Genomic DNA, 26017 nt, shown 5'->3' on the forward strand with positions numbered 1-26017 from the left:
ACCCATACTTCTATGACCCATACTTCTATGACCCATACTTCTATGGCACCTACTTCTATGGCACCTACTTCTATGGCACCTACTTCTATGGCACCTACTTCTATGACCCATACTTCTATGGCACCTACTTCCATGACCCATACTTCCATGACCCATACTTCCATACCCCACACTTCCATGTCTCTCACTTCGATGTCCGGCGATGCAGCCAGGCGGGAGCCGGACGCCCGCTCTCCGGAGGCTGCGGCATCTTCGCCGCGGTCCCGGTCGGAGCTTCTGCTGGAAGTGGAGGACCTCCACGTCTCCTTCGCCGCCCGAGGAGGGGAAGTGCAGGCAGTCCGCGGAGTCAGCTTCTCGCTCCGCGCGGGAGAGACGCTGGCGGTCGTGGGCGAGTCCGGCTGCGGCAAGAGCGTCACCGCCCGGGCGGTTCTGCGGCTGCTGCCCGGGCGCACAGCCCGCATCAAGCAGGGGAGCATCCGCTTCCGCGGCCGGGAGCTCATCTCACTGAAGGAAGCGGAGCTGCGCCCGCTGCGCGGGGCGGAGATGGCGATGGTCTTCCAGGATGCGATGACCGCGCTCCACCCGACGCTGACGATCGGCGAGCAGCTCATGGAAGGGCTCGTCCTGAATGGGAAGGTACCGCGCGGCGAGGCGAGGCGAAGGGCGCTCGAGGTGCTCGGCGAGGTGGGCATCGCCCAGGGGGAGACCCGCCTCGGGCAGTACCTGCATGAGTTCAGCGGGGGCATGCGCCAGCGCATCATGATGGCAGTCGCACTGATCTGCCGTCCCTCCCTGCTCATTGCGGACGAACCGACAACCGGCCTGGATGTGACGATCCAGGCGCAGATTCTGCATCTGCTGCGGTCGGTGCAGCGCGAGCGCGGCGTCTCCGTCATCCTCATCACCCACGACCTCGGGGTTGTGGCGGAAGCCGCAGACCGCGTAGCCGTCATGTACGCGGGACGCATCGTGGAGAGCGGCACGGTGCTTGAGATCTTCCGCGCTCCGCAGCACCCGTATACCCGGGGGCTGCTGGCTTCGATGCCCAGGCTCGATACGCCGAGAGACCGGCCCCTGGAGTCTATTCCCGGCACGCCGCCGGATCTGTATTCGCCGCCGCCGGGCTGTGCCTTCGCTGCGCGGTGCCCGGCGGCGATGGAGGTGTGCGGCAGCTATGCCCCGCCCCCTTCGAAGCTGACCGAGACGCATACGGCTGCCTGCTGGCTGCAGGACCCCCGCGCACGTAAGGCTCATCCGGGCCGGGGACCGGAGAGGCTGCAGGCCCCGGCCGTGACGATCTCAGGCCATCCATCCCATTCCACGAAGGAGCGGATTATATGAAGAAGTTGTCCATGCTGCTCGTCTGCGGTACGCTGGCGCTAAGCTCTATCCTGGCCGGCTGCAGGGGGGAAGAGGCCTCCCAGGGGAATGCCGCCAAGAAGGAGAGCGGGGCCAAGATCCTCATGTACAACAATGTCCGCGAACCGACTTCGCTCGATCCTCCGGTCGGCTTTGACATGGCCTCCTACGATATTCTCAATAACTTGATGGAGGGGCTGACGCGCCTCGGCAGGAACCATGCGCCCGAGCCTGCTATGGCCCGGGAGTGGAAGATCTCGCCGGACGGGAAGACCGTCACGTTCCTGCTGCGTGACGGGCTCCAGTGGTCGAACGGCGAGCCGCTCAGAGCCTCGGACTTCGAGTACGCATGGAAGAGGCTCCTCGACCCGAAGCAGCCGTCCCAGGCGGCGCCTCTAGCCTATGTGATCCAAGGGGGCGAGGCATTCCACTCCGGCAGGGGGACCGCCGAGGACGTCAAGATCAGGGCGATCGACGAGAAGACGCTCGAGGTCAAGCTGACGCAGCCGGCGTCCTGGCTGATCTCGATGGTGGCGAACCCGGCTTTCTTCCCGGTCCATCAGGCTGCGGCGGAGAAGAACGCGAAGTGGGCGGCGGAAGCTTCCACGATCGTGAGCAACGGGCCTTTCAAGCTAGCGGAGTGGAAGCATGATGCCGAGCTGAAGCTCGTGAAGAACGAGAAGTACTGGGATACGGCGAATGTGAAGCTGGACGGCGTCACGTTCAAAATGGTCAACGACTCCAATACGGAATACCAGCTCTTCCAGACCGGGGAACTCCATACCTCGGTAGTGCCGCCCGATATGAGCGAGAAGCTGTTCGCGGACCAAAAGGTCATCGTAGAGGATGGGGCGGGAACGTATTTCTACCGGTTCAATACGAAGATGCCGCCGTTCGACAACACGTCGATCCGCCGGGCGTTCCTCCTTGCCGTCGATTCGCAAAAAATCGTCGATCTCGTCACAAAGCAGAAGCAGAAGCCAGCATGGGGCTTCGTCTCTTACGGCTTGAAGGATCCGGCGGGAGGCGATTTCCGGGAGGCCGGAGGCAAGCTCGTAAGCTTCGATGCGGCCGAGGCCAGGCGGCTGCTTGCCCAAGGGATGGCCGAAGCCGGCTATGCGAAGCGGCCTGAGGTGACGCTGACGTACAACACGAACGACCTCCACCAGAAGATCGCCCAGACGCTGCAGGCGATGTTCAAGGAGAACCTCGGCGTGGATGTGCTGCTGGCGAACATGGAGAGCAAGGTGCTGACCGCAGAGCAGAAGGCGCTGCAGCTTCAGATGTCGCGCTCGTCGTTCCTCCCGGACTTCGCGGATCCGATCAATTTCCTGGACGGGTTCCAGACCGGCAGCCCGATGAACCGCACGGGGTGGAGCAGCAGCCGGTACGACGGGCTGATCCGCAGCGCGTACAAGGAGACCGACGAGAAGAAGCGGTTCGCGCTCATGCATGAAGCGGAGAAGCTCCTCATGGAGGAAGCACCGATTCTGCCGATTTACTTCTATAGTTCCACGTACCTGCAGAGCGACAAAGTAAAGGACATCGTGAGGCATCCTTACGGATATATTGATTTGAAGTGGGCCGATATGTTGTAAGGAGGGGGTGAACCGATGAATAACGGAATGATCCGTCCGCCGGCCCTCAGGCCCGGGGACACGGTAGGTATTACGGCCCCGGCTTCCTGCGGAGACCGGGAAGGGATTCTCCGGGGAGCGTCCGTGCTGGAGCAGCTCGGGCTTCGTGTCCGTCTGGGGGAGACCTTGTCCCTGCGGCACGGCTATCTTGCAGGGGAAGACGAAGTGCGGGCAGCCGAGCTGCTCTCCCTATTCGCCGATCCGCAGATTCGGGGAATCTTCTGCGCCCGGGGCGGGTACGGCTCTGCCCGGATTGCGCCGCTGCTGGACTACGCGGTCATCCGGGCGAACCCCAAGGTGTTCTGGGGCTACAGCGACATCACGTTCCTGCATGCGGCCATCGGCCGGTGGGCGGGGCTGGTCACCTTCCACGGCGCGATGCTCGTCTGTCTTGCCGGTGAGCAGACGCATCCCGTGACCTTGTCGAGCTTCGGGCAGCTCTTCGGGCCGCAGCCCCTCCGCTGTTCACGGAAGGACGCTCCCCTGACCACCATAGTGGCGGGGCAAGCCTGCGGGCGGCTCACAGGAGGCAACCTGACGCTGCTCGCGAGCACGCTGGGCACTCCTTACGAGCTCGATACCCAGGGGAAGCTGCTCCTGCTCGAGGATATCGGCGAGGAGCCGTACCGTCTGGACCGGATGCTGAATCAGCTGCGGCAGGCGGGGAAGCTGGAGGAGGCCGCCGGTTTTCTCATCGGCGATTTCCGGGACTGCGGTCCCGTGAAGAGGAAGGATTCGTTCACCGCACGGCAAGTGATCGAACATTACATCCGTGCGGCCGGCAAACCCGCCGTGTCGGGCTTTCCGATCGGCCACTCGACCCCGCATTTGGGGGTGCCGCTTGGCACTATGGTGAAGCTCGACGCCACCGGGGGAGAGGCGCAGTGGCTGGAGCCGGGAGTCTCGGTCTAGAGGAGGAAGATTATCGTGTATATTCATGGAATCCAGGCGAAACGTCAAACTGCAGCGCAGCAGAACACGTCCGCTGCCGTAGTGCATACCGTTCATCATGCCGAACCGGTACGGAGCCCCTTCGTTACCGGTGACGGAGGGGCCGTGCGGGGAGAAGCGCCGCCGGCTGAGGCCCTATCCGGGCAGGGTCTCTGCGGCAGCGAAGCTGCGGCGGCATGCCGGCCGGATCCGCTGCTCACGGGAAAGCATGTGCGCAGCAAGGACAGGGTGCGATTCGGCTGCCCGGATGCCGCCCCGCTGAGACTCGACCGCGATAACGTGCGCGGGGATGTATACGATGCCGGCAGCGCGAGGGGGTTCGCGGAAGTCCGCGGACAGGGCATTGCTGCAGCTGGGGACGCGGCAGCAGCTTGCGGAGCGGGATCATGACGGAGCGCAAGCGGCTGGTCACCGCCGTCAATGTCGCCACCGTATGGACCTCCCCGCAGTCCACGCGGCCCGTGGATGAGGCGGCTCTTGGCGCGCCCGCGGACACGGCCGGGTGGACCCGCTCGCTGACGCCGGAGGAGCGGCTCGATCTCTACGCATCGAACCGGGTGCAGACCCAGCTTCTCTACGGCACTCCAGTAGAGGTATGCGAGGAACACGGCGGCTGGTCGAAGGTCCTCATCGCGGATCAGCGGACATCCAAGGAGCCGCTCGGCTACCCGGGCTGGGTGCCGTCCCGCCAGCTGGCTCCTCTGGACGGGACTTTCGAACCTGCAGGGGAAGACGGGGCCTTCGCCGTGGTGACGGCGCCGCGGACGATCCTCTCCTTCGCCTCGACCGGCGAGTGTATCGAGCTCAGCTATCTGACGAAGCTGCCCGTCCTCTCGATACACGCCACCCGGGTCGGGGTCCTTACGCCTCACGGACCGGGAATCGTTCTCCGGGGGGATGTGCGCCTGAGCAATAGCGGCGGCGGAGGGGAGGCGGCTGCCGGCGTGGGGATTGGCGGACGGGATGCCGGCCTGCATACGGGCGAAGCGATCGTCCGGGAAGGCCTGCGATTCGCCGGCCTGCCATATCTCTGGGGCGGGATGTCCTCTTACGGTTACGACTGCTCGGGATTCGCCCACTCCATGCACCGGGCGCTGGACATCCTGATCCCGCGGGACGCCTCGGACCAGGCGAGAGAAGGCCGGCTGGTGGAGCCCTCGGAGCTGGAGCCGGGCGATCTGCTGTTCTTTGCCCACGATGGGGGGGAGGGACGGATCCACCATGTCGGCATCTATGCGGGAGAGGGGCGGATGCTGCATTCGCCGGACTCGGCATCCCGGATCGGGCTGGTCGACCTGGCTTCGTACCGCCTGGCGGATGAGCACTGCATCTCGCGGCGGTATTGGGGGCAATTGTAATTTTGAATAGAAATTTATTTTGAATAGGAATTTAATTTTGAATAGTAATTCTTGGTCCCCTTATAATAAAGGTATCCCTTGGAAGATAAGGAGTACCGAATGAACGTACATCTGCTCAACGACCTCATCTGGCGGATGGCCCACGAGCTGGGCGTCCGCCATGGCTATACGCTGATCGATAATGACGAAGGCATGCTTACGCTGCGCAAGCAGGAGGGCATCCGGGTGACCTACGTCTTCCTGCTGCCCCTCTACTACGGCGAGACGCCGGAAGCCCAGCAGGAGCTCATCCGCAGCCAGCTCGCGGAATCCGTCGACTGGATGAAGACCTTTGGCAGGCGCAAGTCGGCGCTCGTCCACCGGAAGATTCATCTGTATATCCGCACGTCCCCCGGTCTCCAGACGCCGCTGGAGGATCTTGCGAAGATCCGGGTCAGCTCAGTCACGGAGCGGTACCGTGCGGAAGCCTGGGTGGCCGATCCCGGAGAGCACAAGATGTTCGCCAGCGAGACGAAGGTAACCGGCCGCGAGTCGCTGGAAGCGGTTCTGAGGGAGCCGATTCCTACGATGTACGAGCTCGAAGCGCTGAATGCGGGCATCGAGCGCCAGCATGGGGCGATCGTCCGCGCGCAGGAAGAGCGGCTGCCGCGGCAGGAGGAAGGCGCACGCCGCAAGGGCTCGCCTGTCACGTTCGCGCTGACGGCGCTGAATGTGATCGTATGGCTGCTTATGACCGCTTACGGCGGGTCGGACAATCCGGAGACGCTGATCCGCTTCGGGGCCAAATACAATCCTTATATCGACCGAGGCGAATATTGGCGCTTGCTGACGCCGATCTTCCTGCATATCGGAGGGCTTCACCTCTGGTTCAATTCTACGGCCCTGCTCTCGATTGGAGGCAGGCTCGAGCGCGGGATCGGCTCGCTGCGGTTCGGTCTCTTCTATCTCCTGGCCGGGATTGCAGGCAACATCGCTTCCTACACCTTCTCCCCGTCGATCTCAGCCGGGGCGTCCGGCGCGATCTTCGGGCTGATGGGCGTTCTGCTCGTGCTCTCGGTGATGGATCCGGATCTCTGGGGCGATACCGGAGGCGTGGGGATGTGGGGAGGCCTCGGCATGAACGTCGTGCTGGGATTTATCGTGCCGGGGATCGACAACTATGCCCACTTCGGGGGGCTGGCGGCAGGCGCGGCGGCAGGCTGGGTCTATATCTCCCTGCAGCGCGCTAAGGCGGCCCAGAGATAGACAAGGCAGGAGAACGGGTAAGTTCTTGACAGGAGGATGTCGGGAGCTTGCCCATTTTTACGTGCTGGCATGACGGCGGGGAGAAGGAGGAAACTTACGATGAGAGTGGATAGACCGTTCTACGACAGGGATACGGTGGAAGTGGCCCGGGAGCTGCTCGGCTGCACGCTGGTGCGGAAGACGGAGCATGGGGAGATCCGGGTGGTGCTCACCGAGACGGAGGCGTACAAAGGGGCCGAGGACCCGGCATCGCATGCAAGCCGCGGCGTCACTCCCCGCAGCCGGCTCATGTTCGGCGATACCGGCGTACTGTACGTCTATTTGATCTACGGCATGCATTATTGCCTGAATATTGTGGCGCATGAGCCGGGCGGCGTAGGCGCGGTGCTCCTGCGCGGGGCCTGCGTACAGGAAGGGGAGGAGCTCGTGCGGGCCAACCGGCCCGGCGCTGCTGCCAAGGCGCTGCTGAACGGACCGGGCAAGCTGGCGAAGGGGCTCGGGATCGGGATCGAATGGAACGGGCGGAACCTTCTGGACACGGACAGCGGGCTGTGGCTCGAGAGGAGTCCGTCTTCGCTCCCGCTGCCCTGGAGGGCGACCCCGCGGATCGGCATATCCAAGGGAGTGGATCTGCCCTGGAGGTTTACGCCGGAGGAGACCCAGCAGGCGGGGTACGACCGTGCCAGGTGAAGCCGGCGTATATCGTAAGGCTCTACCGCTTCTCTCGACAGGCGTTAGCCCTTTCCCCGTGGTTTTTGGACCGGGAAAAAGGGTAAGTAGTGGCGAGTCCCGCAGGCTGCGGCCTGCAGGAAACTTAGCCTAGGATGGCGAGAGGAGCTGGCAGGCGTGAGAGCAGTAACGTATCAGGGCAAGAAGCAAGTAAAGGTGAAAGAGGTCAAGGACCCGATCCTGGAGAAAGGCGACGATATCCTCGTGCGGATCACTTCGACGGCCATCTGCGGCTCGGACATTCACTTGGTGAACGGGATGGTGCCGGGCATGCCGGAAGGCTATGTCATCGGCCACGAGCCGATGGGGATCGTGGAGGAAGCGGGGCCCGAGGTGACGCGCGTCAAAAAAGGGGACCGGGTCATCATTCCGTTCAATGTCTCCTGCGGGGAATGCTTCTACTGCAAGAACCAGCTCGAGAGCCAGTGCGACAACTCCAACGAGAATCCCCTCTACGATACGGGAGCCTATCTCGGTTACTCGGAGTCGTACGGCGGCTATGCCGGAGGACAGGCGGAGCTGCTGCGGGTGCCTTACGGCAACTTCATGCCGTTCGTCATTCCGCAGGACGCGGAGGTGGAAGACGAACAGGTGCTCTTCCTCTCCGATATTCTTCCGACGGCGTATTGGGCGGTAGAGAACTCAGGCGTGAAGCCCGGCGATACGGTCATCGTGCTCGGCAGCGGGCCGGTCGGGCTGCTCACCCAGAAATTCGCCTGGCAGAAGGGCGCGAAGCGCGTGATCGCCGTCGATCATCTCGATTACCGGCTCTTCCATGCGCGCAACACGAACCGGGTGGAGACGTTCAACTTCAAGGATGTGGACAATCTCGAATCGCATCTCTATGAGATTACCGGCGGCGGTGCCGATGTCGTCATCGACTGTGTGGGCATGGACGGGGAGAAGTCGGTCGTGGAGAAGGTGGAGACGGCGCTGAAGCTGCAGGGCGGCACGCTCGGGCCGATCCAGACGGCGAGACAGATCGTCCGCAAGGGCGGCACGATCCAGCTCATCGGAGTGTACGGCATGACCTACAACATGTTCCCCCTCGGGGATCTCTTCGCCCGCAACATTACGCTGAAGATGGGACAAGCCCCTGTTATCCACTACATGCCGGAGCTCTTCGCCCAGATCAAGTCGGGCAGGCTGGATCCGGCCGACATCATCACGCACCGGCTTCCGCTGACGGAAGCGGAGCGGGGCTACGAAGTATTCACCGATAAGCTCGAAGACTGCATTAAGGTGGTGCTGAAGCCGTAAGGCTACCTGCTCGGTTTGGTCGTGTGCGGGAAGGGCGGCTTAGGGGGAGAAGGGTCAGCGGAGCTGGGCGAAGCGATTGATCATGTCGTCAACCTTGGACAACAGCACGAGTACGGCCAGACAGCACAGCATATACATGGCGAAATACGCCGGCTGCGGCATAAAGAGCAGCAGCCGGCCCGTCCCGATCAGAAAAAGCTGGAGCCCTGCGAAGAGAAGGAGCGCCCCGCCCCACCATACCCGGCTTCGCGTCCAGCACAAGACGCCGGAGAGGACGGCGGCCTTCACGGCAGCGTCCAATGTAGCAAGGAACACGTCATCACGATACGGGTCAAGGAACAGGCCGGCTTGAAATAAACGCACGCCTCCCAGCGACAAGGCGAACATCAGGGTCGCGGCCAGCGAGAAGGCTGACGTGAACAGCGTGAGGAATGCAAGGGGCCGCGAGCCACGGGCCAGCCCTTTTGCCCAAGCCTTCGCGAAGTGGAAGAAGAAGTTCAGGGCCGCGAGAGTGTAAGGAATCTTCCACCAATGCAGCTCATAAACGTCCATCCGGACGAAGGATCACTCGATGAGGCCTAACAAAAGCGTGACCGCCAGGACCGGAACCCACCGCAGCCTGAATTGGACGATGGCAACAGCCAGGACAGGGACCGTGAGGAGATTCGAGATGGTCGCGCCGATGACGTTATCCTGGTAAGGCCGCGCAGGAAAGATGCGGGGGAGATAGGTGTAGCTGTCGAGCAGAACCATAATCACGTACTCAAAGGTATAGACCATGCCGGTGAAGGACAGGAGAAGAACGAACATAAAGGACTGCTTCTTGCGAAGCCATGTGTACAGCAGGAGGCTCAGGTCCGCTGCACTCAGCAGGACATAGGGGACGGCATGATGCATGGACACTTACCTTCCTTCGGATATTTTGTGAGGTTATTTTTGCCAACTGGCGTTCCCTGTATACACGGGTCCTTGTCCTGCTGAGGAGCCTCCAATGAACGATGCCCTGCAGCTTGGCAGGCGCTTCTTCCTTATGACACCATGAGGGAGGTACAACCCTTTACTGCCGACAGGAGACCCTCAAGAATGGACACCGTTCACAAGACCATCACTTCCCCCGCAGGCTTGAGGCTCGTGGCAGACGTAAGGGAGATTTGCGCCCGGCTGCCGGAGACGGTGGAGAAGATCGACGGCTTCGGTCACACGACGTTCCGGGTGGGGGACAAGCCGTTCGTCTTCCTGGGCGAGGGCGAGCAGGGCATCTCGATCTCCATCAAGGCCGATAAGGAGACGCAGGCGTTCCTGCTGGCAAAAGGGCCTTATACCAAGACGCCCTATATCGGACAGCACGGCTGGGTATCCCTGCATGGCCCCGATGCGGTGCCCGGTGACGAACTGCGAGACTTGATTGTAGAAGGGTACGGGCGCACCGCGTCCAAGCGGCTGCTCAAGAAGCTGCGGGAGGCAAAGGGCAGAGAGGACTGATTTCCTCTCTGCTTTTTGGTACACGTGCCGCAGTGCGCCGCTTCCTAAGCTTGGATAATTTGGGCTGCCTGGGGAAATGCTTCTACCTTGAGAAGAGGCAGCGGTACGGACGCATCAGCGGGCAATTCGCTCATCGTCCCCCCTGACAGACTGGATGGAGGCGGCTTATGACCCTGAAGCCCAATGCCACGCCGGCTTCCCGGATCAGCCGGCAGCTGGACGAGAATGTGAACCGGCTCCGCAAGACATTCGACCGCTGCTCCGATGTCCTGTTCCGGGCTGCGGAAGGCACCTCGAAGACGCACCGCTACTGTCTGATCTATGTGAACGGGATCGTGGATTCCGCCCGGATCGGGGAGGAGGTGCTGCGCCCGCTGCTGGCGGTGACGGACAGCGAGGATGAGAAGCAGCCGATCCTGACCTCAACGCAGCTTGCCTGCTCCTCCGATTACGATAAGATCGTCGAAGCCATCCTTGCCGGGCAGGCCGTGGTGCTCCGTGACGGGCAGGAAGAGGCTCTGCTGCTCAGTGCCGGCGGGGGGGCCCCGGCGTTCTATCGAGGAGCCGGCGACCGAATCGGTGGTCCGCGGACCGCGGGAAGGCTTTAACGAGGATATCAAGGTGAACACCTCCCTGGTGCGCTTCAAGATCAAATCCCCGGACCTCAAGATGGAGTCCTTCACGGTCGGGGAGCAGACGCGGACCGAGGTGGTGCTCGCTTACCTCGAAGGGGTGGCCGATCCCGGGGTGATCCGGGAAGCGAGGCGCAGGCTGGGGGATATCCGGATCGACGGCGTGCTGGAGAGCGGCTATATCGAAGAAATGATCGAGGACGAGCCCTTCTCGCCGTTCCCGCAGCTGCATTACACAGAGAGGCCGGATACGGCGGCGGCCCAGCTGCTTGAAGGGCGCTTCGCGCTCTTCGTCGACGGAACGCCTTTCGTCCTCATGGCTCCGGTTACATTCTGGGAGATGCTGCAGGCCAGCGAGGATTATTATGAGCGGTACTTCATCGGTACGCTGCTGCGGTGGCTGCGTATGGGGTTTCTCTTCTTCGCGCTGTTCCTTCCGGGCTTGTACGTGGCGGTGACCACCTATCATCAGGATATGCTGCCCACCAACCTGCTGCTGAGCATTGCGGCCTCCCGGGAGTCGATTCCGTTCCCGGCGCTGGTCGAAGCGCTCCTGATGGAAGTGGCCTTCGAAGCGCTGCGCGAAGCGGGGATCCGCCTGCCGAAGACCGTAGGGCAGGCGGTATCCATTCTCGGAGCGCTGGTGATCGGGCAGTCGGCGGTACAGGCCGGGATCGTCTCCGCGCCGGTCGTGATTATCGTCTCCCTGACGGGCATCGCCTCCTTCACGATCCCCCGGTTCAATGCGGCGATCGCCATCCGCATACTCCGGTTTCCCATTATGATTATGGGCGGCCTCTTCGGGTTATTCGGCATGGTGATCGCTACCGTCTGGCTCGGGGTACACCTGTGCCAGCTGCGCTCCTTCGGCTTGCCTTACTTGTCGGGCATTGCGCCTTACCAGAAGGGGGAGCTCGGGGATATTCTGATCCGCCGGCCGTGGTGGAGCATGCGCAGCAGGCCATCCAGTCTCTCGGGGGTGGGCCGGACGAGGATGCCCCGCGGCCAGAAACCGGCCCCGCCGGACTCCAGTGGAAAGAGGTGAGGCTTCGATGAGCAGACCGGTTTGGCTGCAGGCTGCGGCGCTTGGTGTCATGCTGCTGCTCTCCGGCTGCTGGGACCGCCGGGAGGTCAATGACGTAGCCTTCGTCTCCGGCACCGGGATCGACAAAGTGAAGGAAGGCTACCGTACCACCGTCCTGTTTCCGCTCGCCGGCCAGCTCGGAGGGGTAGGAAGCTCGGGCGGCGGCGGCGGCACGAGCGGCAGCCGGTCCTGGCACCTCGATTCGGTGTCGGGCGCTTCGCTGAAGGATACGAACAACATCCAGCAGCAGTCATTGTCCCGCCAGCTGTATTTCGCCCACCGGCGGGTGCTCGTCATCGGGGAAGGGGCTGCGCGTTCGGGCCTTGCGCCCATACTCGATATTGTGGCACGGCTGCCCCAGAACCGGCTGACCGCTTATATCGTGGTGAGCAAGGGGGATGCAAGGGATTTTATGGATGTGGACGTGCAGATCGAGAAGATTCCGACAGAGATGATCCGGGAGCTGGCCGTGAATTATATGAAGATGCCCCGCACGGTCAAGGAGACGGTGAACGCGCTGCTGTCGGAAGGCATGGATCCGGCGCTGCCTTACTGTATCGTCGAGCGGACAAGCCCGGGCAAGGCTGATAAGCCGAAGCCGATGATGAAGGTCGAAGGCCTCGCGGTCTTCAGCGGGGACAAGCTGGCCGGCCTGCTCAAGGAGGAATCCGCCCAGGGCGTGCTCTGGGTGATGAACGAAGCCAAACGGCCGACTATCGTCCTCCCCGCTCCCGGGGGCACGGGGAAGCAGGCGATCCACTTCACCATCGCCGAAACGAAGATCAAGCCGGTGGTCAGCGGCGGCAAGATTACGATGAATATCAACATCCGGGCCCGCGGCTCCATTGCGGAGAACCAGTCGAATTATATTTCGGGCCAAGATTATACCCATTCGAAGCTCGAAGAAACGCTGAACAAGAAGATCAAAACAATGGTCGAGAAAAGCCTGAAGGAGCTGCAGACCGAATACGGCTCCGATCCCGTCGGGTTCGGGGATATTCTGTACCGCAGCGAACCGAAGCTGTGGAAGGAAATCAAAGGCCGCTGGAAGGAGCAATACAAAGAAATCCAAATGAACGTAAACGTGCAGACGCAGGTTCAGCACACGGGGACGATCGTCAAACCGATCGGCCGGGTAGAACGGAAGCTGTCCGATGGTTAGAGATGTGCTGGTCATGTGCTTATTCACCGCCCTGATCCTTGGGTGGAGTGTGCCGGATCTCCAAGGCAGCGCGCGAATCAACCGGTGGCTTACGTACGGGGTCGTAGCTGCATGCATCGCGGTATGGTTGTACATGCAGCTTACGTTCCAGGTGCCGCGGCCCACGGTATGGTTTCAAAAACTGATGGAGCCCTATGTGCCCCAAAGCCCTTAGAGGAGGCCCGATCGGCATGGAGAAGGTGTCGGAACGTCAGCTATACATGATCGGTACGGCGTACATTCTGAACGCCACGCTGATCTCTGTACCGAACCAGGTGCTGGGGATGGCCCGGATGGACGCCTGGTTCTCCTATTTGGCCGCCGGGCTTCTGTTCGTTCCCGTACTGTGGATGCTATCCCGGGTGCTCCAGCGATTTCCGGGCCAGGACCTGTTCGGCGCCATGATCCAAGGGATGCCGGCCGCCGGGCGCCTCATGGCGGGAGCCTTCGTAGGCTTGTACCTCTTCGTCTTGATACGCGACCTCCGGATGCTGACCGACTTCGTGAGCATCGTGCTTCTGCCGCTGACGCCGCTGACCATCATTGCGGCATTGATCGCGGTCACGCTGGTTCTCATAGCCCGGGGCGGGGTCGAGGTTCTCGGCCGCATGACCGAGCTGTGGCTTCCCGCCCTCCTGATCATTATCGTGCTGGTTCCGGTCTTTCTCTTCCAGGATTTCGACACCCGGTTCCTTCGCCCTTTTTTCGACGAGGGTCTCGTGCGGCCGCTTCATGGCGCCTGGATCATCGCTCCGTATATCGGTGAGGTGCTCGCCCTGCCGCTGATCTGCCCGGGAGGCACTTACCGCTTCCGCACGGGACTCACCGCGCTGGCCATGGCTATGGCGGCTCTGCAGCTCATCAATCTGTATACGGTCCTGTCGCTCGGTACGCTCATTCCCGAACGGCTGCTCTTCCCGACCTACGAGATGGTCCGCCAGATCCGGGCGACGGATTTTCTCGACCGGTTCGATCTGCCCCTGGTGGGCATCTATCTACCGACGATGATCACGAAGGTGGCCTTCAGCCTCTATGTCGTCTGCCACGGGCTGCAGCGGATACTCCCCAAGGTCGAAGCCCGGAAGCTGGCCGGCCCCTTCGGCCTCGTGGCCTTCGTGGGCTCCTTCTGGTTGTTCGACAATACGACGCAGCTGCTGAGCTTCAACCGGTTCTGGCCGGTGCTGGCGCTGCCTGTGCAGCTGCTGCTGCCGGCCCTGCTGTTCATCATCCTGCGCAAGCGCAGCGAAGGGAGAAGGGCGGAGGCCGCAGGCGGGGGAGGGAGAGCCCGTGGATAAGCGGAGATCCGGGGGAAGGAAGCGCAGCCGGATCCGCAATCAAAAACCCGCTGCTCAGGTAGAGTAGCGGGTTCATCAAAGCCGTGGCATAAGCTGGTTAGGATTGCGCGAGTTTGGCGCTGCGGGCATCGGCCTTGCGGGCTCTGCTTCTATAATAGTCCATGATCATCTTATCGAGTTCCTGGCTTAGACGGACGACGGCGCCGTCCACCAGTTTTTCTTTTTGCGGCGCAAGTTCATTGAGTTCGCTGCGCAGGGACTCGATTTTGGCCATTACTGTGGAACGCATGCTCATCACCATCCAAGTATATGTAGTTATTATAAATATAACCATTTGGCGCCGGTTAGAAACAGAGTTATCTTTTTATTGAGGAATATATTGACAGGGGGGATTGCATGGTTTAAAATACAAGTAATCCGATATGAATTATTAATTACATAATCTGCTGCCCGCCAGAACACTGGAGGCCGGAACGGTGCAAGCCGTTATCCGGCCTTTTGCTGTTACGGCGGGCGGACTGCAGCCGCACCGTAAGAGAGGTCCATACCGATCCCGGCCTGCGCCGGTGAAGAACCCAAGGAGGAGATCCATATGAGCACAGTGGAGAAGCAAGAAGCGGGCAGGGGACTGGAAGTACGGCCGGTGGCCGGCAGAATCGGCGCGGTAGTCGAGGGGGTCCGGTTGTCGGACAACCTGGACGAACGGCAGATCGGCGCGATCCGCGAAGCGCTGCTGCAGCATAAGGTGCTGTTCTTCCGTGACCAGCACGAGCTTGATGATGCGGGGCAGGAAGCCTTCGCCAGCCTGCTTGGGAAGCCTGTGGCCCATCCGACCGTACCGGTCAAGGAAGGCAGCGACTATGTGCTCGAGCTCGACTCTTCCGGCCACGGCGGCCGGGCGGATTCCTGGCACACGGACGTCACGTTCGTGGCGGATTATCCGCAGGCGTCGATCCTGCGGGCGGTCAAGGTACCCGAAGCGGGCGGCGATACAGTATGGGCGAATACGGCCTCGGCTTACGAGCATCTGCCGCAGGAGCTCCGCGAGCTGGCCGACAAGCTGTGGGCCGTGCATTCGAACGATTACGATTACGCCGCAAGACGGCCGCAGGCTTCAAGCGAGGCGGCACGCCGGCATAAGGAGGTGTTCGCCTCTACCGTCTACGAGACGGAGCATCCGGTAGTCCGCGTACATCCGGAGACCGGCGAGCGCGTACTGCTGCTCGGGCACTTCGTGAAACGGATCGTCGGGCTTTCTTCCGCGGATTCGGCCCATATCTTCACCGTGCTGCAGAACCATGTGACCCAGATCGAGAACACCGTCCGCTGGCGCTGGAAGGAAGGCGATGTGGCGATCTGGGATAACCGGGCCACACAGCATTACGCCGTGAACGATTACGGCAGCCAGCACCGGATCGTGCGCCGCGTGACCATCGCCGGCGATGTGCCTGTCGGCGTTGACGGACGGAGCAGCGTGACGCGGACCGGCGGTGCGGCGCAGCCGGAGGACAAGCGCGAGACGGCATAATCCATAGCATTCCCTTACGGCTGAAGCCGTGCCCCTTTTGATTCGGACGTTGTTCCGGGGGGCACGGTTTTTTGGTGCGGACAGGTATACTGCCGGCGCGGCCCGTCCGATGATTCGGCCGTTTACTGCAGACTAACTGCAAGAGACCCAGGGACGGTTCGAAGTACAACGGCACGTCAGGAAAGCATGCCAACCGCCCGGCGGCTGTACTTTTTTGCTTGGGCGAGGAGGCCGGCGGGGCAGGAGAGGAGCAGCCCGGGGGGGCGTGCAGGGGAAGCGGGGTGGGCGTGCGGATTTTGCCCCAGGGGAGACGGTCGCTTGACGGACCGGATGCGGATTAGGAATATATGGTTATTCGACTATATTCGACTGTTGAGATCTCCATACTTGGGACATTAGTCCTGTGACAGCGAAGAAGCCGGATAGTAGAATAGAAAGGATGAATGCATCCCTTCATATATAAGAAGACGAACATCCGAATCTATCGACGAAAGGACTAAGATCATGTCGGAACAGGAACAGGAACATACCCCTCAATCTTCCGTGGATCAGTTAGATGCGGGAGAACTGCTCAATGCCTTGGTGGCTTTCAAAAAAGGAAATTTCTCATACCGCTTGCCTTATGATTACACCGGTGTCGCGGGCAAGGTTGCAGATACATTCAATGAAATTATGGATATGCAGGAGAGCCTCGCCACCGAGATCCAGACCGTGGCGACGGTGGTCGGCAAGGAAGGCAAGCTGTCCCGCCGTTTTGCCCATAAGAACACGGGAGGCGATTGGGAGAAAGTGACCGAGTCGCTCAACGGACTGGTCGTCGATCTCATTCAGCCCACGAGCGAGATGGTGCGGGTGATCAACGCGGTGGCGCAGGGCGACCTGTCGCAGACAGTCGAGCTGGAGTTCGAAGGCCGGCCGCTGACGGGCGAATTCCAGCGCACCGCGAACAACATCAACCGGATGGTGAACCAGCTCAGCACGTTCGCCTCCGAGGTGACGCGGGTGGCGCGGGAAGTCGGTACGGAAGGGATTCTCGGGGGCCAGGCGGACGTCAAAGGCGTCTCCGGCACATGGAAGGATCTCACGGACAGCGTGAATTACATGGCGACGAACCTGACCGATCAGGTGCGTAACATCGCAGCCGTGACGACGGCGGTGGCGAACGGCGATCTCTCCAAGACGATTACCGTGAGCGCGAAGGGCGAGATACTCGAGCTCAAGAACACGATCAATACGATGGTGGACCAGCTCTCCACTTTCTCCTCCGAGGTCACACGGGTGGCGCGCGAGGTAGGTACGGAAGGGAAGCTCGGCGGCCAGGCCGACGTCAAAGGCGTGTCGGGTACTTGGCGCGATCTCACCGAAAGCGTTAACTATATGGCGTCGAACCTCACGAACCAGGTACGGAACATCGCGGTCGTGACGACGGCGGTGGCGAACGGGGACCTCTCCAAGAAAATCACGATGGACGTACAGGGCGAGATTCTCGAACTGAAAGTAACGATCAATACGATGGTGGACCAGCTCAGTACCTTCGCCTCCGAGGTGACGCGGGTAGCGCGCGAGGTAGGTACGGAAGGGGAGCTTGGCGGCCAGGCGGACGTGCAGGGCGTGTCGGGCACATGGCGCGACTTGACCGAGAGCGTAAACTACATGGCGTCGAACCTCACGAACCAGGTGCGCAACATCGCGGAAGTGACGACGGCGGTAGCCCAAGGCGATCTGTCGAAGAAGATTACCGTCGACGCCAAAGGCGAGATTCTCCAGCTCAAGAGCACGATCAATACGATGGTGGAGCAGCTGTCGACCTTCGCCTCCGAGGTCACCCGGGTAGCCAGGGAAGTATCGACGGAAGGGAAGCTGGGCGGCCAGGCGGATGTCCGCGGCGTGTCGGGCACGTGGAAGGATCTTACGGATTCCGTGAACTACATGGCGGGCACGCTGACCGACCAGGTGCGCAATATCGCGGAGGTCACGACGGCAGTAGCGAAGGGCGATCTGTCGAAGCAGATTACCGTCAATGCCCGCGGCGAGATACTCGAGCTCAAGAATACGATCAATACGATGGTGGAGCAGCTCAGCACCTTCGCCTCCGAGGTTACGCGGGTGGCGCGCGAGGTAGGTACGCTAGGGATGCTCGGCGGCCAGGCGCAGGTGAAGGGTGTCGCGGGCACATGGCGCGATCTGACCGAGAGCGTAAACTACATGGCCTCGAATCTCACCGACCAGGTGCGCAACATCGCGGTCGTGACGACGGCGGTAGCGGGCGGCGACTTGTCGAAGAAGATCACGGCCGACGTACAGGGCGAGATGTTCGAGCTCAAGAACACGATCAATACGATGGTGGACCAGCTCAGCACGTTCGCCTCCGAGGTTACGCGGGTAGCGCGCGAAGTAGGCACGGAAGGGAAGCTGGGCGGCCAGGCGCAGGTGAAGGGCGTCGGCGGCACGTGGAAGGATCTGACCGAGAGCGTAAACTACATGGCGAGCAACTTGACCGACCAGGTCCGCAACATCGCGGACGTGACGACCGCGGTAGCGAAGGGCGACCTCTCCCGCAAAATCACCGTCGACGTCAAAGGCGAGATGCTTCAGCTCAAGAGCACGATCAACACGATGGTGGACCAGCTCTCGAACTTCGCATCCGAGGTGACGCGCGTGGCGCGCGAAGTAGGCACGGAAGGCAAGCTCGGCGTGCAAGCGGACGTGAAGGACGTCTCCGGTACGTGGAAGGACTTGACCGATACCGTGAACTACATGGCGTCGAACCTGACGAATCAGGTGCGGAACATCGCCGGCGTGACGACGGCGGTGGCGAACGGCGACCTGTCGAAGAAGATTACCGTCGATGTGAAGGGCGAGCTTCTGGAACTCAAAAATACGATCAATACGATGGTGGACCAGCTGAACTCCTTCGCTTCCGAGGTCACCCGGGTGGCACGCGAGGTAGGCACGGACGGGAAGCTCGGCGGTCAAGCCCAGGTGCGCGGCGTAGGCGGGATCTGGAAGGATCTTACCGATAACGTAAATATCATGGCGACGAACCTCACAGACCAGGTGCGGGGCATCGCGAAGGTCGTTACCGCCGTAGCGAACGGGAACATGAAGCAGAAGCTGACCGTGGAGGCCAAGGGCGAGATCGCCGAGCTGGCCGATACGATCAATAACATGATCGATACGCTAGCCACCTTCGCCGACCAGGTCACCACCGTGGCGCGCGAGGTAGGCGCCGAAGGGAAGCTGGGCGGCCAGGCGAACGTGCCGGGCGCCGCAGGGACATGGCGCGACCTGACGGATAACGTTAACTACATGGCGAGTACGCTGACGACCCAGGTACGCGCAATCACGAACGTCGCAACGGCCGTGACGAAGGGCGATCTGTCCCGTTCGATCGACGTAGCCGCGGCGGGCGAAGTGGCGACGCTGAAGGACAATATCAACGAGATGATCCGCAACCTGAAGGAAACGACGCGGATCAATACCGAGCAGGACTGGCTGAAGACGAACCTCGCCAAGTTCTCGCGCTTGCTTCAGGGCCAGCGCGACCTGTACGCGGTGTGCCGGATGATCCTCTCGGAGCTGGCGCCGCTCGTCTCTATGCAGCACGGCGTAATCTACATCAACGAACCGAAGAACGGCGAGAGCGCCCTCGTGCTCTTCGCGAGCTACGCGTTCCAGCAACGCAAGCATCTCTCGAACGAATACCGCGCCGGACAAGGCCTTGTCGGCCAGTGCCTCATCGAGAAGCAGCGTATCCTGCTGACGAATGTGCCGGGCGACTATGTCGTCATCTCTTCGGGACTCGGCGAAAGCACGCCGCTGAATATCGTGCTCCTGCCGATTATTTTTGAAGACCAGGTGCTCGCGGTACTGGAGCTGGCGTCGTTCCGCCAGTTCAGCGAGATCGATATCGCGTTCCTCGACCAGCTCACGGAGTCGATCGGGATCGTGATTAACACGATGCAGGCGAACCAGCGGACCGAAGAACTGCTGATGCAGTCCCAGTCCCTCACCGAGGAACTGCAGAAGCAGCAGCTCGAGCTGCAGAACACGAACGAAGAGCTGGAGGACAAAGCGAAGCTGCTCGTCCTGCAGAAGGCCGAAGTCGAGAGCAAGAATAATGAAGTCGAGCTTGCCAAGCGCTTCCTCGAAGAGAAAGCGGAACAGCTTGCGCTCACTTCCAAGTACAAGTCCGAGTTCCTGGCCAACATGTCGCATGAGCTGCGCACGCCGCTGAACTCCTTGCTCTTGCTGGCCGAACAGCTGGCGGAGAATCCGGAGACGAACCTGACCGACAATCAGGTCAAGTTCGCGATGACGATCCAGGAATCCGGCTTCGAGCTGCTCAACTTGATCAATGACATCCTCGATCTGTCGAAGATCGAATCGGGTACGGTCACGCCGGACTATGTCGAAACCACGATGAAAGAGATCACGGACGGGATGGAACGGACGTTCCGCCATATGGCGGATGATAAGAAGCTGGACTTCCGCATCAAGGTCGATCCGGACGTGCCAAACACGCTTGTCACCGATTCCAAACGGCTGCAGCAGATTCTGAAGAACCTGCTCTCCAATGCCTTCAAGTTCACCGAGGAAGGCCAGGTACAGCTGCTGGTCCGCCGGGCGAACAACGGATGGAGCCGGGATCACGAAGCGCTGAACCGGGCGAAGCTGGTGCTGTGCTTCTGTGTCAGCGACACGGGCATCGGCATCCATCCGGAGAAGCAGCAGATTATCTTCGAGGCGTTCCAGCAAGCCGATGGCAGCACGAACCGCACGTACGGCGGTACGGGGCTGGGCCTTGCGATCTCCCGCGAGATTGCGGCGATGCTGGGCGGCGAGATTACGCTGTACAGCGTCGTGAATACGGGCAGCACGTTCAACCTGTACCTGCCGCTGGATGCGGACGCGCCGAGTCCGGAGCCGAAGCCGAAGTACGTGCCGGAGGTCATCGATGTGACGCCGCCGCAGAAGACGCGGCTGCTGCCGCGCAAGTCGGTCGCCGACATGACCGATGACCGGGACCGCATTCAGCCGGGGGACCGGGTGTTCCTGATCATCGAAGACGACCTGAAGTTCAATGAGATTCTGCTGGAGCTGCTGCACAAGCGCGGGATTAAGGCGGTCATCACGGCCAAGGGCTCCGATGCGCTGGAGCTGGCCCAGAAGTACAAGCCTGTGGCCATCACCCTCGACCTGCGTCTGAAGGACATGGACGGCTGGCTTGTCATCGAGCATCTCAAGAATGACATCGGCATCCGTCATATTCCGGTCTGCGTGATTACGGTGGAAGAAGACGAGGTTCAGCTCATGCAGAAGGGCGTCTTCGATTACATCTGCAAACCGGTGTCCAATGAAGAGCTGGAGAATGCGCTCGACAAGCTCAACGGGTTCGCCGACCGGGCGGTGCACCACCTGCTGGTCGCGGCCAGCGATGCGAAGCAGCGGCAGGAGTGGGCCGAGACGATCGGCGGCGACGATGTGATCATCACCGCCGTCGATACGGGACGCAAGGCGCTGCAGCAGCTGAAGAGCAAGGAGTTCGACTGCGTGCTGGCCGACAACGACCTGCCGGATCTGGGCATTCTGCAGTTCGTCCGCGAGATGCAGAAGAATGCGAAGAACAAATATAAGCCGGTCGTCATGAACCGCAGCCGCAAGTTCTCGCCGGAAGAGGAGAGCGAGCTTGAGGATCTCTTGAAGTCGGCTGTCATCAAAGAGGTGCACTCAGCAGTACAGATCATGGATGAGACGAGCTTGTTCCTCCACCGGAAGGCGGAAGACCTGCCCGACGGTTCGCGGGAGACGCTGGTGAAGCTCCATCAATCCGATGAGATGATCAAGTATAAGAAGGTGCTCGTCGTCGACGACGATATCCGCAACATCTTCGCGCTGACGACCATCCTCGAGCGGCACAACATGAAGGTGATTCCGGCAGAGAACGGCTACGACGCCATCAACATTCTGGAGACGACGCCGGATATCCAGATTATCTTGATGGATATCATGATGCCGGTGATGGACGGGTATGAGACGACCCGCGCGATCCGGGAGATGCCGGAATTCAAAGATCTTCCGATCATCGCCCTGACGGCCAAGGCCATGAAGGGCGACCGGGAGGCGTGCCTGGACGCCGGGGCTTCGGATTATATCACGAAGCCGGTGAACTCCGCGCAGCTGCTCTCGATGATCCGCCGCTGGCTGGATGGCGGGGAAGGAGCGGCTTCGGAGCAGAGCCTCGGCGGGTATCCGAATGTGCTGAATTAGCCAGGAGAGGGCCCGCCGGACAAGCGGGCGGCAACCACAAAAAACCAGCACGCAGGCTCCTGCGTGCTGGTTTTTTGTGTTGCGGGAAGGTCGGGCGGCGGAATCCTGGGCTCAGGCCGGTACATCATAGGGCTGCCCTTCCGAGGGAGGGAGTACCTCCTGCACGCAAAGGGGAAGCCTCACCCTGTGTCCGGCGGGTTCTCCGATCACAGGAGGACCCCCAAAAGAGGGGCACGGCGTCCGGCAGGCTGCCGCGGTTTAACGAGAGGAGAGATAATAGGCTTTCTCTTCTTTGCCCTGTCCATTTTTGAGGGCCAAATATTTGATCTTGTGGGTGCTTACGAGAATCGGCAGCTCCTCCATTACTTCGGGCACCGGCAGGCTTGTCAGCAGCGCGAGTCCTGCCGCGCTGACGAAGCGGTCGCGCTTTAATGCTTCCAGAATTTTTTGCTGAGCTTCGGTCATGGGGAGCCCTCCTCATGCGGTTTCTATCTAGTTATACTCCGGCAGGGGCCAAAAGGTTCTCTCTATTTTATAAAGATAGGATAAAGAAGGCAAGGAACGGGAGAATATGATAGACTTTGGGCATAAGGCTGAACGATGAAGGATGAAAGATGGAGCCCAAGCGGTGTACACGAATCCGACAATCGATAAAGAAGAGGGAGGGATGCGAATGCAAGGGGAGCGTGGGATCCGAAGGGCAGGCAGGACAAGCCAGATCTTGACCTTGGTGTTCGGGGGATGGATGACCGCCGGGCTCTTCCTCAGGGAAGCAGCGCTTGACCGCCTGCCGGCGGCTAACGACCATATGCTAACGCCATGGAACGGCGTATGGTATTCCGGATATGCCGTCTCCGTGCTGTGGCTGGCATGGCTCGCCGTCAGCGGCCGACTTCTCACGGGGTACTGGAGGAGCGGAGTGCCGGAAGGCTATGGATCCGGTATGGCCGGAGCCGTACTCGGGGGGATCGGCATGCTTGGCGGAGTGCTCTGGCGTGCGATCCTGGGGGAGCCGGCCGGGGCGGAGGCCATCTATTCGCCGTCCGGGCTGCTGCAGCTTGTCGGAGCGGCGCTCATGGTCTCCTCACCGCTGCGTGCGGTCTGGCGCACGGCAGGGCGGATTCCCGCCCGGGGCGTGCTGTGGCCTGGCCTGCTGTCGATGGCCCTGGCTTCATCGGTGGCTGCCTATCTCGCCAGAGGCTATTGGATGTACAATAACGACGCTCCGTCTGCCGGGGCCGTGGAGCGGCTGGAAGCGGGGATCGCGCCTCTGGCGGCCGGCCTGCGTACGGAGCTGCTCGGAACGGCATACGAGCATGCTATGGCGGGCATTCTTCTGACTGTAGCGATCCTCATCCTGCCTCTGATATGGACGGTGAACCGGTGGAAGCTGCCGTTCGGCTCCTTCCTGCTGCTGGCCGGCGTGCCGGTACTGTTCATGAGCCTGCTTCAGAAGTCGCTGTATGCAGGCTCGGCGGGGATCCTCACTGGCGTAGCCGCGGATCTGCTGTACGGGTTCCTCGGCGCTTCGCACCGCAATAACTGGAAGAAGCACGTCCTTTTCACTGCGGTACCGCTTTGTTTTACCGGCTTCTACTTTCTGCTGCTGCATCTGCGCGGCGGGCTCGGCTGGTCCCCTTCGGGCTGGGGCGGAGCGATGCTCCTCTCAGCGCTGACCGGGCTCGTGCTGAGCCACCTGGTGGCCATGAACAAGGAAGAGGCGGCGGAGCCGAGGTGACCCCGCGGATGAGGTATGGCCTCTGCCCCGGGGCGACATAGAAAGAACCGGAATATCCTGCCGCAGGTGCGAGCAGGATATTCGGCGTGGACTGACCGCAGCGGAGGCGGCCGCGCCTCTGCTGCGGCCGGCATGCTTCGTCCCATGGCGGGAGAAACGAGAACGAGGCTTGATTGGATCAAGAATGGATCAATAAGTGTATCTATGTTGTATAAGGTTTGGATAAGGTTGGGGGAGGGTAATGAGAGGGGATGGAAGGGAAGCGCCCTTCGAATCCACAGATAGGAGGCGAGAGGGATGGGAACGAAGCTGAGCTCCTTGTTCGACAAGCAGGTTAACCCGTTGCCGCTGGCGGTGTTCCGGATCGCCTTCTCGCTTGTCCTGTTCGCGGAGATCGGCCAGATGTACGCATTCCGGCACCTGCTGTTCGATCCGGTGCCTTATGTGCTGGAGAGCATCATCCCCTCCGGCCCGCTCTTATGGGTCTGGCTCGCCTCCGCCTCGTGTCTGCTGCTCGGGTACCGGACCCGCTTGGCGGCGGCCAGCCAGTACGTGCTGGCGGTCATTCTCCTCGGGTTCGGCGCCTCCTCGCACGGCAGGGACTGGCAGAGCGATTCGCTCCTCCTGACCTCGTCGCTGCTGCTCGTCTTCATGCCGGCGGGACGTGCATTGTCCGTCGACCGGCTGCTCGAACGAAAGCGGATGGCAGATGAGCAGCCGACGGAGCGGGGGCCGGTTACCGTAGGTTATCTACATACCGCTTTTCTTGTGCTGACGGTGGGCCTGTTCTATCTCGATTCGGCCTTCTTCAAGCTGTCCTCGCCGATGTATCTGAACGGTCTCGGCGTCTGGGCGCCTGCGTCGCTCGCGATCAATGCCTTCTATGACGCCTCCTGGCTGACGCAGCATCCCCTGCTCGTCCAGATGATGAGTTATACGGTGACAGCGTTCGAGACGCTGTTCATCTTCCTGTTCTGGTTCCGGCCGCTGCGGCTGCCGCTCATCGCAGCCGGCATCGCTTTCCATCTCGGGGTGATGGCCGTCCTGCCGATTCCGGTGATCTCGCTGATGACCGTGAGCCTCTACCTGGGCATGGTTCCGGCCGGCGTGTGGGAACGGACGGGAGGCTGGCTGCGCTCCCGCCGCCCCTCGCTTGCCGTGTACTATGACCGGCTGTGTCCGCTCTGCAGGCGGACGGCGGCCGTGCTCGAAGCCTTAGACCCGCGCGGTGCGGTGTCGTGGAAGACGGTGCAGGAGCACGCGGCGGACGAGCCGAAGCTCGCAGGCCTGCCGCAGGAGGACCTGCTGCACGACATCCGCGCGGTGGATGCCCGGGGGCATGTCTACCGGGGAGCGGTCACCTATGCCGCCGTCTTCCGGGCCGCCGGCTGGCTGTGGCCTCTTGGCCTGCTGCTGTCCCTGTGGCCGGTGCGTTCTGCCGCCCGGCGCATCTACGAGGCTGTGGCGGAGCGGCGGGCCAGGGAGGGCGGCTGCCGGGACGGCGTATGCTCCCTGCGACATCCCCATCCGTCCGCCGGGGAGCCCGGCGTGAGGAAACGTACGAACGCCAATCGGGGCCGCCGGCTCGCTTACGGATTCCTGGCTGCATGGCTGTTCTCGTTCGGCGTTATTTTACTCGGCAGCCCGGTTCTCCGCGTCTATGTGCTCGGCGATACGGAGGAGGTTCGGCAGCTGAAGCGGCTGGCTGAGGCCTACAAAGGGCTGGTGTATCCCTGGACGGGCTGGACCTCCCACAACGTATTCATGGACGAGCAGTTCGAGGACTACCGCTTCCAGACGATGCTCGTCTACGAGAAGGACGGCAGGGAAGAGGTGCTGCCGATGAACCGGAGAGATGGCGGGGAAACATTCACCGGAGGGTATACGCTCGGCCGGTTGTGGGAGGTCTGGACCTTCGAGACGGCCCGGCCCGGCCTCCCCATGGAGCAGACGGAGCGCAATCTGCTGCGCTTCGCGGCGTATTGGGTGCACCGTTACAGCAAGGACATGACCGGGGCGAAGATCCATGTGCTTCAGCGTCCGCAGAAGGTTTCGCTTACGGAGTGGAAGCCGGACCGGCTCCGGGAGAACCTGGCGGCAGAGTGGATCTCGGCCGGGGACATCGAGGGGGCTCCGGGTTCGATGCGGCTGACCTTGAAGCGGCCGGCAGAGCGCTGGACTTATTTTGGCGGGTTTGGCGGCGGGTAACCGACAGAGGTCCGCGCGGCCGCCATGCGGGCGGGTTCAC

General features: G+C 61.6%; 20 protein-coding genes and 1 pseudogene. 17 read left to right on the forward strand and 4 right to left on the reverse strand.

Annotated features, from left to right (window positions below; all coding sequences use genetic code 11):
* The first annotated feature begins 117 nt into the window (after positions 1–117).
* The 8 genes from O9H32_RS16660 (at position 118) to O9H32_RS16695 (ending at position 8539) form a co-directional block, all read left to right on the forward strand.
* On the forward strand, positions 118–1341 hold the full coding sequence (locus O9H32_RS16660; protein ID WP_269867249.1) for an ABC transporter ATP-binding protein: 1224 nt from the start codon (positions 118–120) through the stop codon (positions 1339–1341).
* Entirely contained in the window at positions 1338–2957 is a 1620-nt protein-coding gene (locus O9H32_RS16665) for a peptide ABC transporter substrate-binding protein (protein ID WP_269867250.1), read from the forward strand. Before O9H32_RS16660 ends, O9H32_RS16665 begins: the two co-directional genes overlap by 4 nt.
* 15 nt (positions 2958–2972) lie before the next feature.
* Entirely contained in the window at positions 2973–3908 is a 936-nt protein-coding gene (locus O9H32_RS16670; RefSeq protein ID WP_269867251.1) for a S66 peptidase family protein, read from the forward strand.
* 15 nt (positions 3909–3923) lie between these two features.
* Entirely contained in the window at positions 3924–4337 is a 414-nt protein-coding gene (locus tag O9H32_RS16675; RefSeq protein ID WP_269867252.1) for a hypothetical protein, read from the forward strand.
* Positions 4334–5305, forward strand: a complete 972-nt coding sequence (locus tag O9H32_RS16680) for a C40 family peptidase (protein ID WP_269867253.1) — start codon at positions 4334–4336, stop codon at positions 5303–5305. Before O9H32_RS16675 ends, O9H32_RS16680 begins: the two co-directional genes overlap by 4 nt.
* A gap of 99 nt (positions 5306–5404) precedes the next feature.
* Positions 5405–6550, forward strand: coding sequence for a rhomboid family intramembrane serine protease (locus O9H32_RS16685; RefSeq protein WP_269867254.1), 1146 nt, complete (start codon positions 5405–5407; stop codon positions 6548–6550).
* Between the two features lie 99 nt (positions 6551–6649).
* Positions 6650–7240, forward strand: coding sequence for a DNA-3-methyladenine glycosylase (locus O9H32_RS16690; protein ID WP_269867255.1), 591 nt, complete (start codon positions 6650–6652; stop codon positions 7238–7240).
* A 156-nt stretch (positions 7241–7396) separates the two neighbouring features.
* On the forward strand, positions 7397–8539 hold the full coding sequence (locus tag O9H32_RS16695; protein WP_269867256.1) for a zinc-dependent alcohol dehydrogenase: 1143 nt from the start codon (positions 7397–7399) through the stop codon (positions 8537–8539).
* A 54-nt stretch (positions 8540–8593) separates the two neighbouring features.
* Here the strand turns inward: O9H32_RS16695 and O9H32_RS16700 are convergent, their stop codons facing one another.
* Together O9H32_RS16700 and O9H32_RS16705 are read right to left on the reverse strand one after the other, a co-directional pair.
* On the reverse strand, positions 8594–9091 hold the full coding sequence (locus tag O9H32_RS16700) for a hypothetical protein (RefSeq protein WP_269867257.1): 498 nt from the start codon (positions 9089–9091) through the stop codon (positions 8594–8596).
* Between the two features lie 12 nt (positions 9092–9103).
* Entirely contained in the window at positions 9104–9436 is a 333-nt protein-coding gene (locus tag O9H32_RS16705) for a hypothetical protein (RefSeq protein ID WP_269867258.1), read from the reverse strand.
* 186 nt (positions 9437–9622) lie between these two features.
* Here O9H32_RS16705 and O9H32_RS16710 point away from each other — a divergent pair, with 186 nt between their 5' ends.
* The 5 genes and pseudogenes from O9H32_RS16710 (at position 9623) to O9H32_RS16730 (ending at position 14233) form a co-directional block, all read left to right on the forward strand.
* The gene (locus O9H32_RS16710; protein WP_269867259.1) at positions 9623–10021 is read left to right on the forward strand and encodes an MmcQ/YjbR family DNA-binding protein; all 399 of its coding nucleotides are present in this window, start codon (positions 9623–9625) and stop codon (positions 10019–10021) included.
* 167 nt (positions 10022–10188) lie between these two features.
* Positions 10189–11698: pseudogene (locus O9H32_RS16715) on the forward strand (spore germination protein).
* Between the two features lie 7 nt (positions 11699–11705).
* Positions 11706–12899, forward strand: coding sequence for a Ger(x)C family spore germination protein (locus tag O9H32_RS16720; RefSeq protein ID WP_269867260.1), 1194 nt, complete (start codon positions 11706–11708; stop codon positions 12897–12899).
* Positions 12892–13113: a hypothetical protein gene (locus O9H32_RS16725; RefSeq protein ID WP_269867261.1), complete on the forward strand. Its 222-nt coding sequence runs from the start codon at positions 12892–12894 to the stop codon at positions 13111–13113. The genes O9H32_RS16720 and O9H32_RS16725 overlap by 8 nt, the downstream gene beginning before the upstream one ends.
* A 16-nt stretch (positions 13114–13129) precedes the next feature.
* The gene (locus O9H32_RS16730) at positions 13130–14233 is read left to right on the forward strand and encodes a GerAB/ArcD/ProY family transporter (protein WP_269867262.1); all 1104 of its coding nucleotides are present in this window, start codon (positions 13130–13132) and stop codon (positions 14231–14233) included.
* Between the two features lie 97 nt (positions 14234–14330).
* Here the strand turns inward: O9H32_RS16730 and O9H32_RS16735 are convergent, their stop codons facing one another.
* Positions 14331–14522 carry an aspartyl-phosphate phosphatase Spo0E family protein gene (locus tag O9H32_RS16735; RefSeq protein ID WP_269867263.1) on the reverse strand — a complete coding sequence of 64 codons (192 nt, stop codon included), beginning with the start codon at positions 14520–14522 and terminating at the stop codon, positions 14331–14333.
* Positions 14523–14825: 303 nt separating this feature from the next.
* Here O9H32_RS16735 and O9H32_RS16740 point away from each other — a divergent pair, with 303 nt between their 5' ends.
* Both O9H32_RS16740 and O9H32_RS16745 read left to right on the forward strand, forming a co-directional pair.
* Complete coding sequence (locus O9H32_RS16740; protein WP_269867264.1) at positions 14826–15761, forward strand: TauD/TfdA dioxygenase family protein; 936 nt, start codon at positions 14826–14828, stop codon at positions 15759–15761.
* Between the two features lie 543 nt (positions 15762–16304).
* Positions 16305–22031: a HAMP domain-containing protein gene (locus O9H32_RS16745; protein WP_269867265.1), complete on the forward strand. Its 5727-nt coding sequence runs from the start codon at positions 16305–16307 to the stop codon at positions 22029–22031.
* 258 nt (positions 22032–22289) lie between these two features.
* On the opposite strand, the gene O9H32_RS16750 is transcribed toward O9H32_RS16745, so the two are convergent.
* On the reverse strand, positions 22290–22496 hold the full coding sequence (locus O9H32_RS16750) for a hypothetical protein (protein WP_269867266.1): 207 nt from the start codon (positions 22494–22496) through the stop codon (positions 22290–22292).
* Positions 22497–22638: 142 nt separating this feature from the next.
* Between O9H32_RS16750 and O9H32_RS16755 the strand changes: the two genes are divergently transcribed.
* Together O9H32_RS16755 and O9H32_RS16760 are read left to right on the forward strand one after the other, a co-directional pair.
* Positions 22639–23769: a hypothetical protein gene (locus O9H32_RS16755; protein ID WP_269867267.1), complete on the forward strand. Its 1131-nt coding sequence runs from the start codon at positions 22639–22641 to the stop codon at positions 23767–23769.
* A gap of 297 nt (positions 23770–24066) precedes the next feature.
* Complete coding sequence (locus tag O9H32_RS16760) at positions 24067–25977, forward strand: DCC1-like thiol-disulfide oxidoreductase family protein (RefSeq protein WP_269867268.1); 1911 nt, start codon at positions 24067–24069, stop codon at positions 25975–25977.
* The last annotated feature ends 40 nt before the right edge of the window (positions 25978–26017 follow it).

The organism is Paenibacillus caseinilyticus, from assembly GCF_027533645.1.
GTDB lineage: Bacteria > Bacillota > Bacilli > Paenibacillales > NBRC-103111 > Paenibacillus_G > Paenibacillus_G caseinilyticus.

Coding starts and splice junctions, on each gene's coding strand:
- O9H32_RS16660 (WP_269867249.1), top strand. CDS start 118: ATGGCACCTACTTCCATGACCCATACTTCCATGACCCATACTTCCATA.
- O9H32_RS16665 (WP_269867250.1), top strand. CDS start 1,338: ATGAAGAAGTTGTCCATGCTGCTCGTCTGCGGTACGCTGGCGCTAAGC.
- O9H32_RS16670 (WP_269867251.1), top strand. CDS start 2,973: ATGAATAACGGAATGATCCGTCCGCCGGCCCTCAGGCCCGGGGACACG.
- O9H32_RS16680 (WP_269867253.1), top strand. CDS start 4,334: ATGACGGAGCGCAAGCGGCTGGTCACCGCCGTCAATGTCGCCACCGTA.
- O9H32_RS16685 (WP_269867254.1), top strand. CDS start 5,405: ATGAACGTACATCTGCTCAACGACCTCATCTGGCGGATGGCCCACGAG.
- O9H32_RS16690 (WP_269867255.1), top strand. CDS start 6,650: ATGAGAGTGGATAGACCGTTCTACGACAGGGATACGGTGGAAGTGGCC.
- O9H32_RS16700 (WP_269867257.1), bottom strand. CDS start 9,091: ATGGACGTTTATGAGCTGCATTGGTGGAAGATTCCTTACACTCTCGCG.
- O9H32_RS16705 (WP_269867258.1), bottom strand. CDS start 9,436: ATGCATCATGCCGTCCCCTATGTCCTGCTGAGTGCAGCGGACCTGAGC.
- O9H32_RS16710 (WP_269867259.1), top strand. CDS start 9,623: ATGGACACCGTTCACAAGACCATCACTTCCCCCGCAGGCTTGAGGCTC.
- O9H32_RS16720 (WP_269867260.1), top strand. CDS start 11,706: ATGAGCAGACCGGTTTGGCTGCAGGCTGCGGCGCTTGGTGTCATGCTG.
- O9H32_RS16725 (WP_269867261.1), top strand. CDS start 12,892: ATGGTTAGAGATGTGCTGGTCATGTGCTTATTCACCGCCCTGATCCTT.
- O9H32_RS16730 (WP_269867262.1), top strand. CDS start 13,130: ATGGAGAAGGTGTCGGAACGTCAGCTATACATGATCGGTACGGCGTAC.
- O9H32_RS16735 (WP_269867263.1), bottom strand. CDS start 14,522: ATGCGTTCCACAGTAATGGCCAAAATCGAGTCCCTGCGCAGCGAACTC.
- O9H32_RS16740 (WP_269867264.1), top strand. CDS start 14,826: ATGAGCACAGTGGAGAAGCAAGAAGCGGGCAGGGGACTGGAAGTACGG.
- O9H32_RS16750 (WP_269867266.1), bottom strand. CDS start 22,496: ATGACCGAAGCTCAGCAAAAAATTCTGGAAGCATTAAAGCGCGACCGC.
- O9H32_RS16755 (WP_269867267.1), top strand. CDS start 22,639: ATGAAAGATGGAGCCCAAGCGGTGTACACGAATCCGACAATCGATAAA.
- O9H32_RS16760 (WP_269867268.1), top strand. CDS start 24,067: ATGGGAACGAAGCTGAGCTCCTTGTTCGACAAGCAGGTTAACCCGTTG.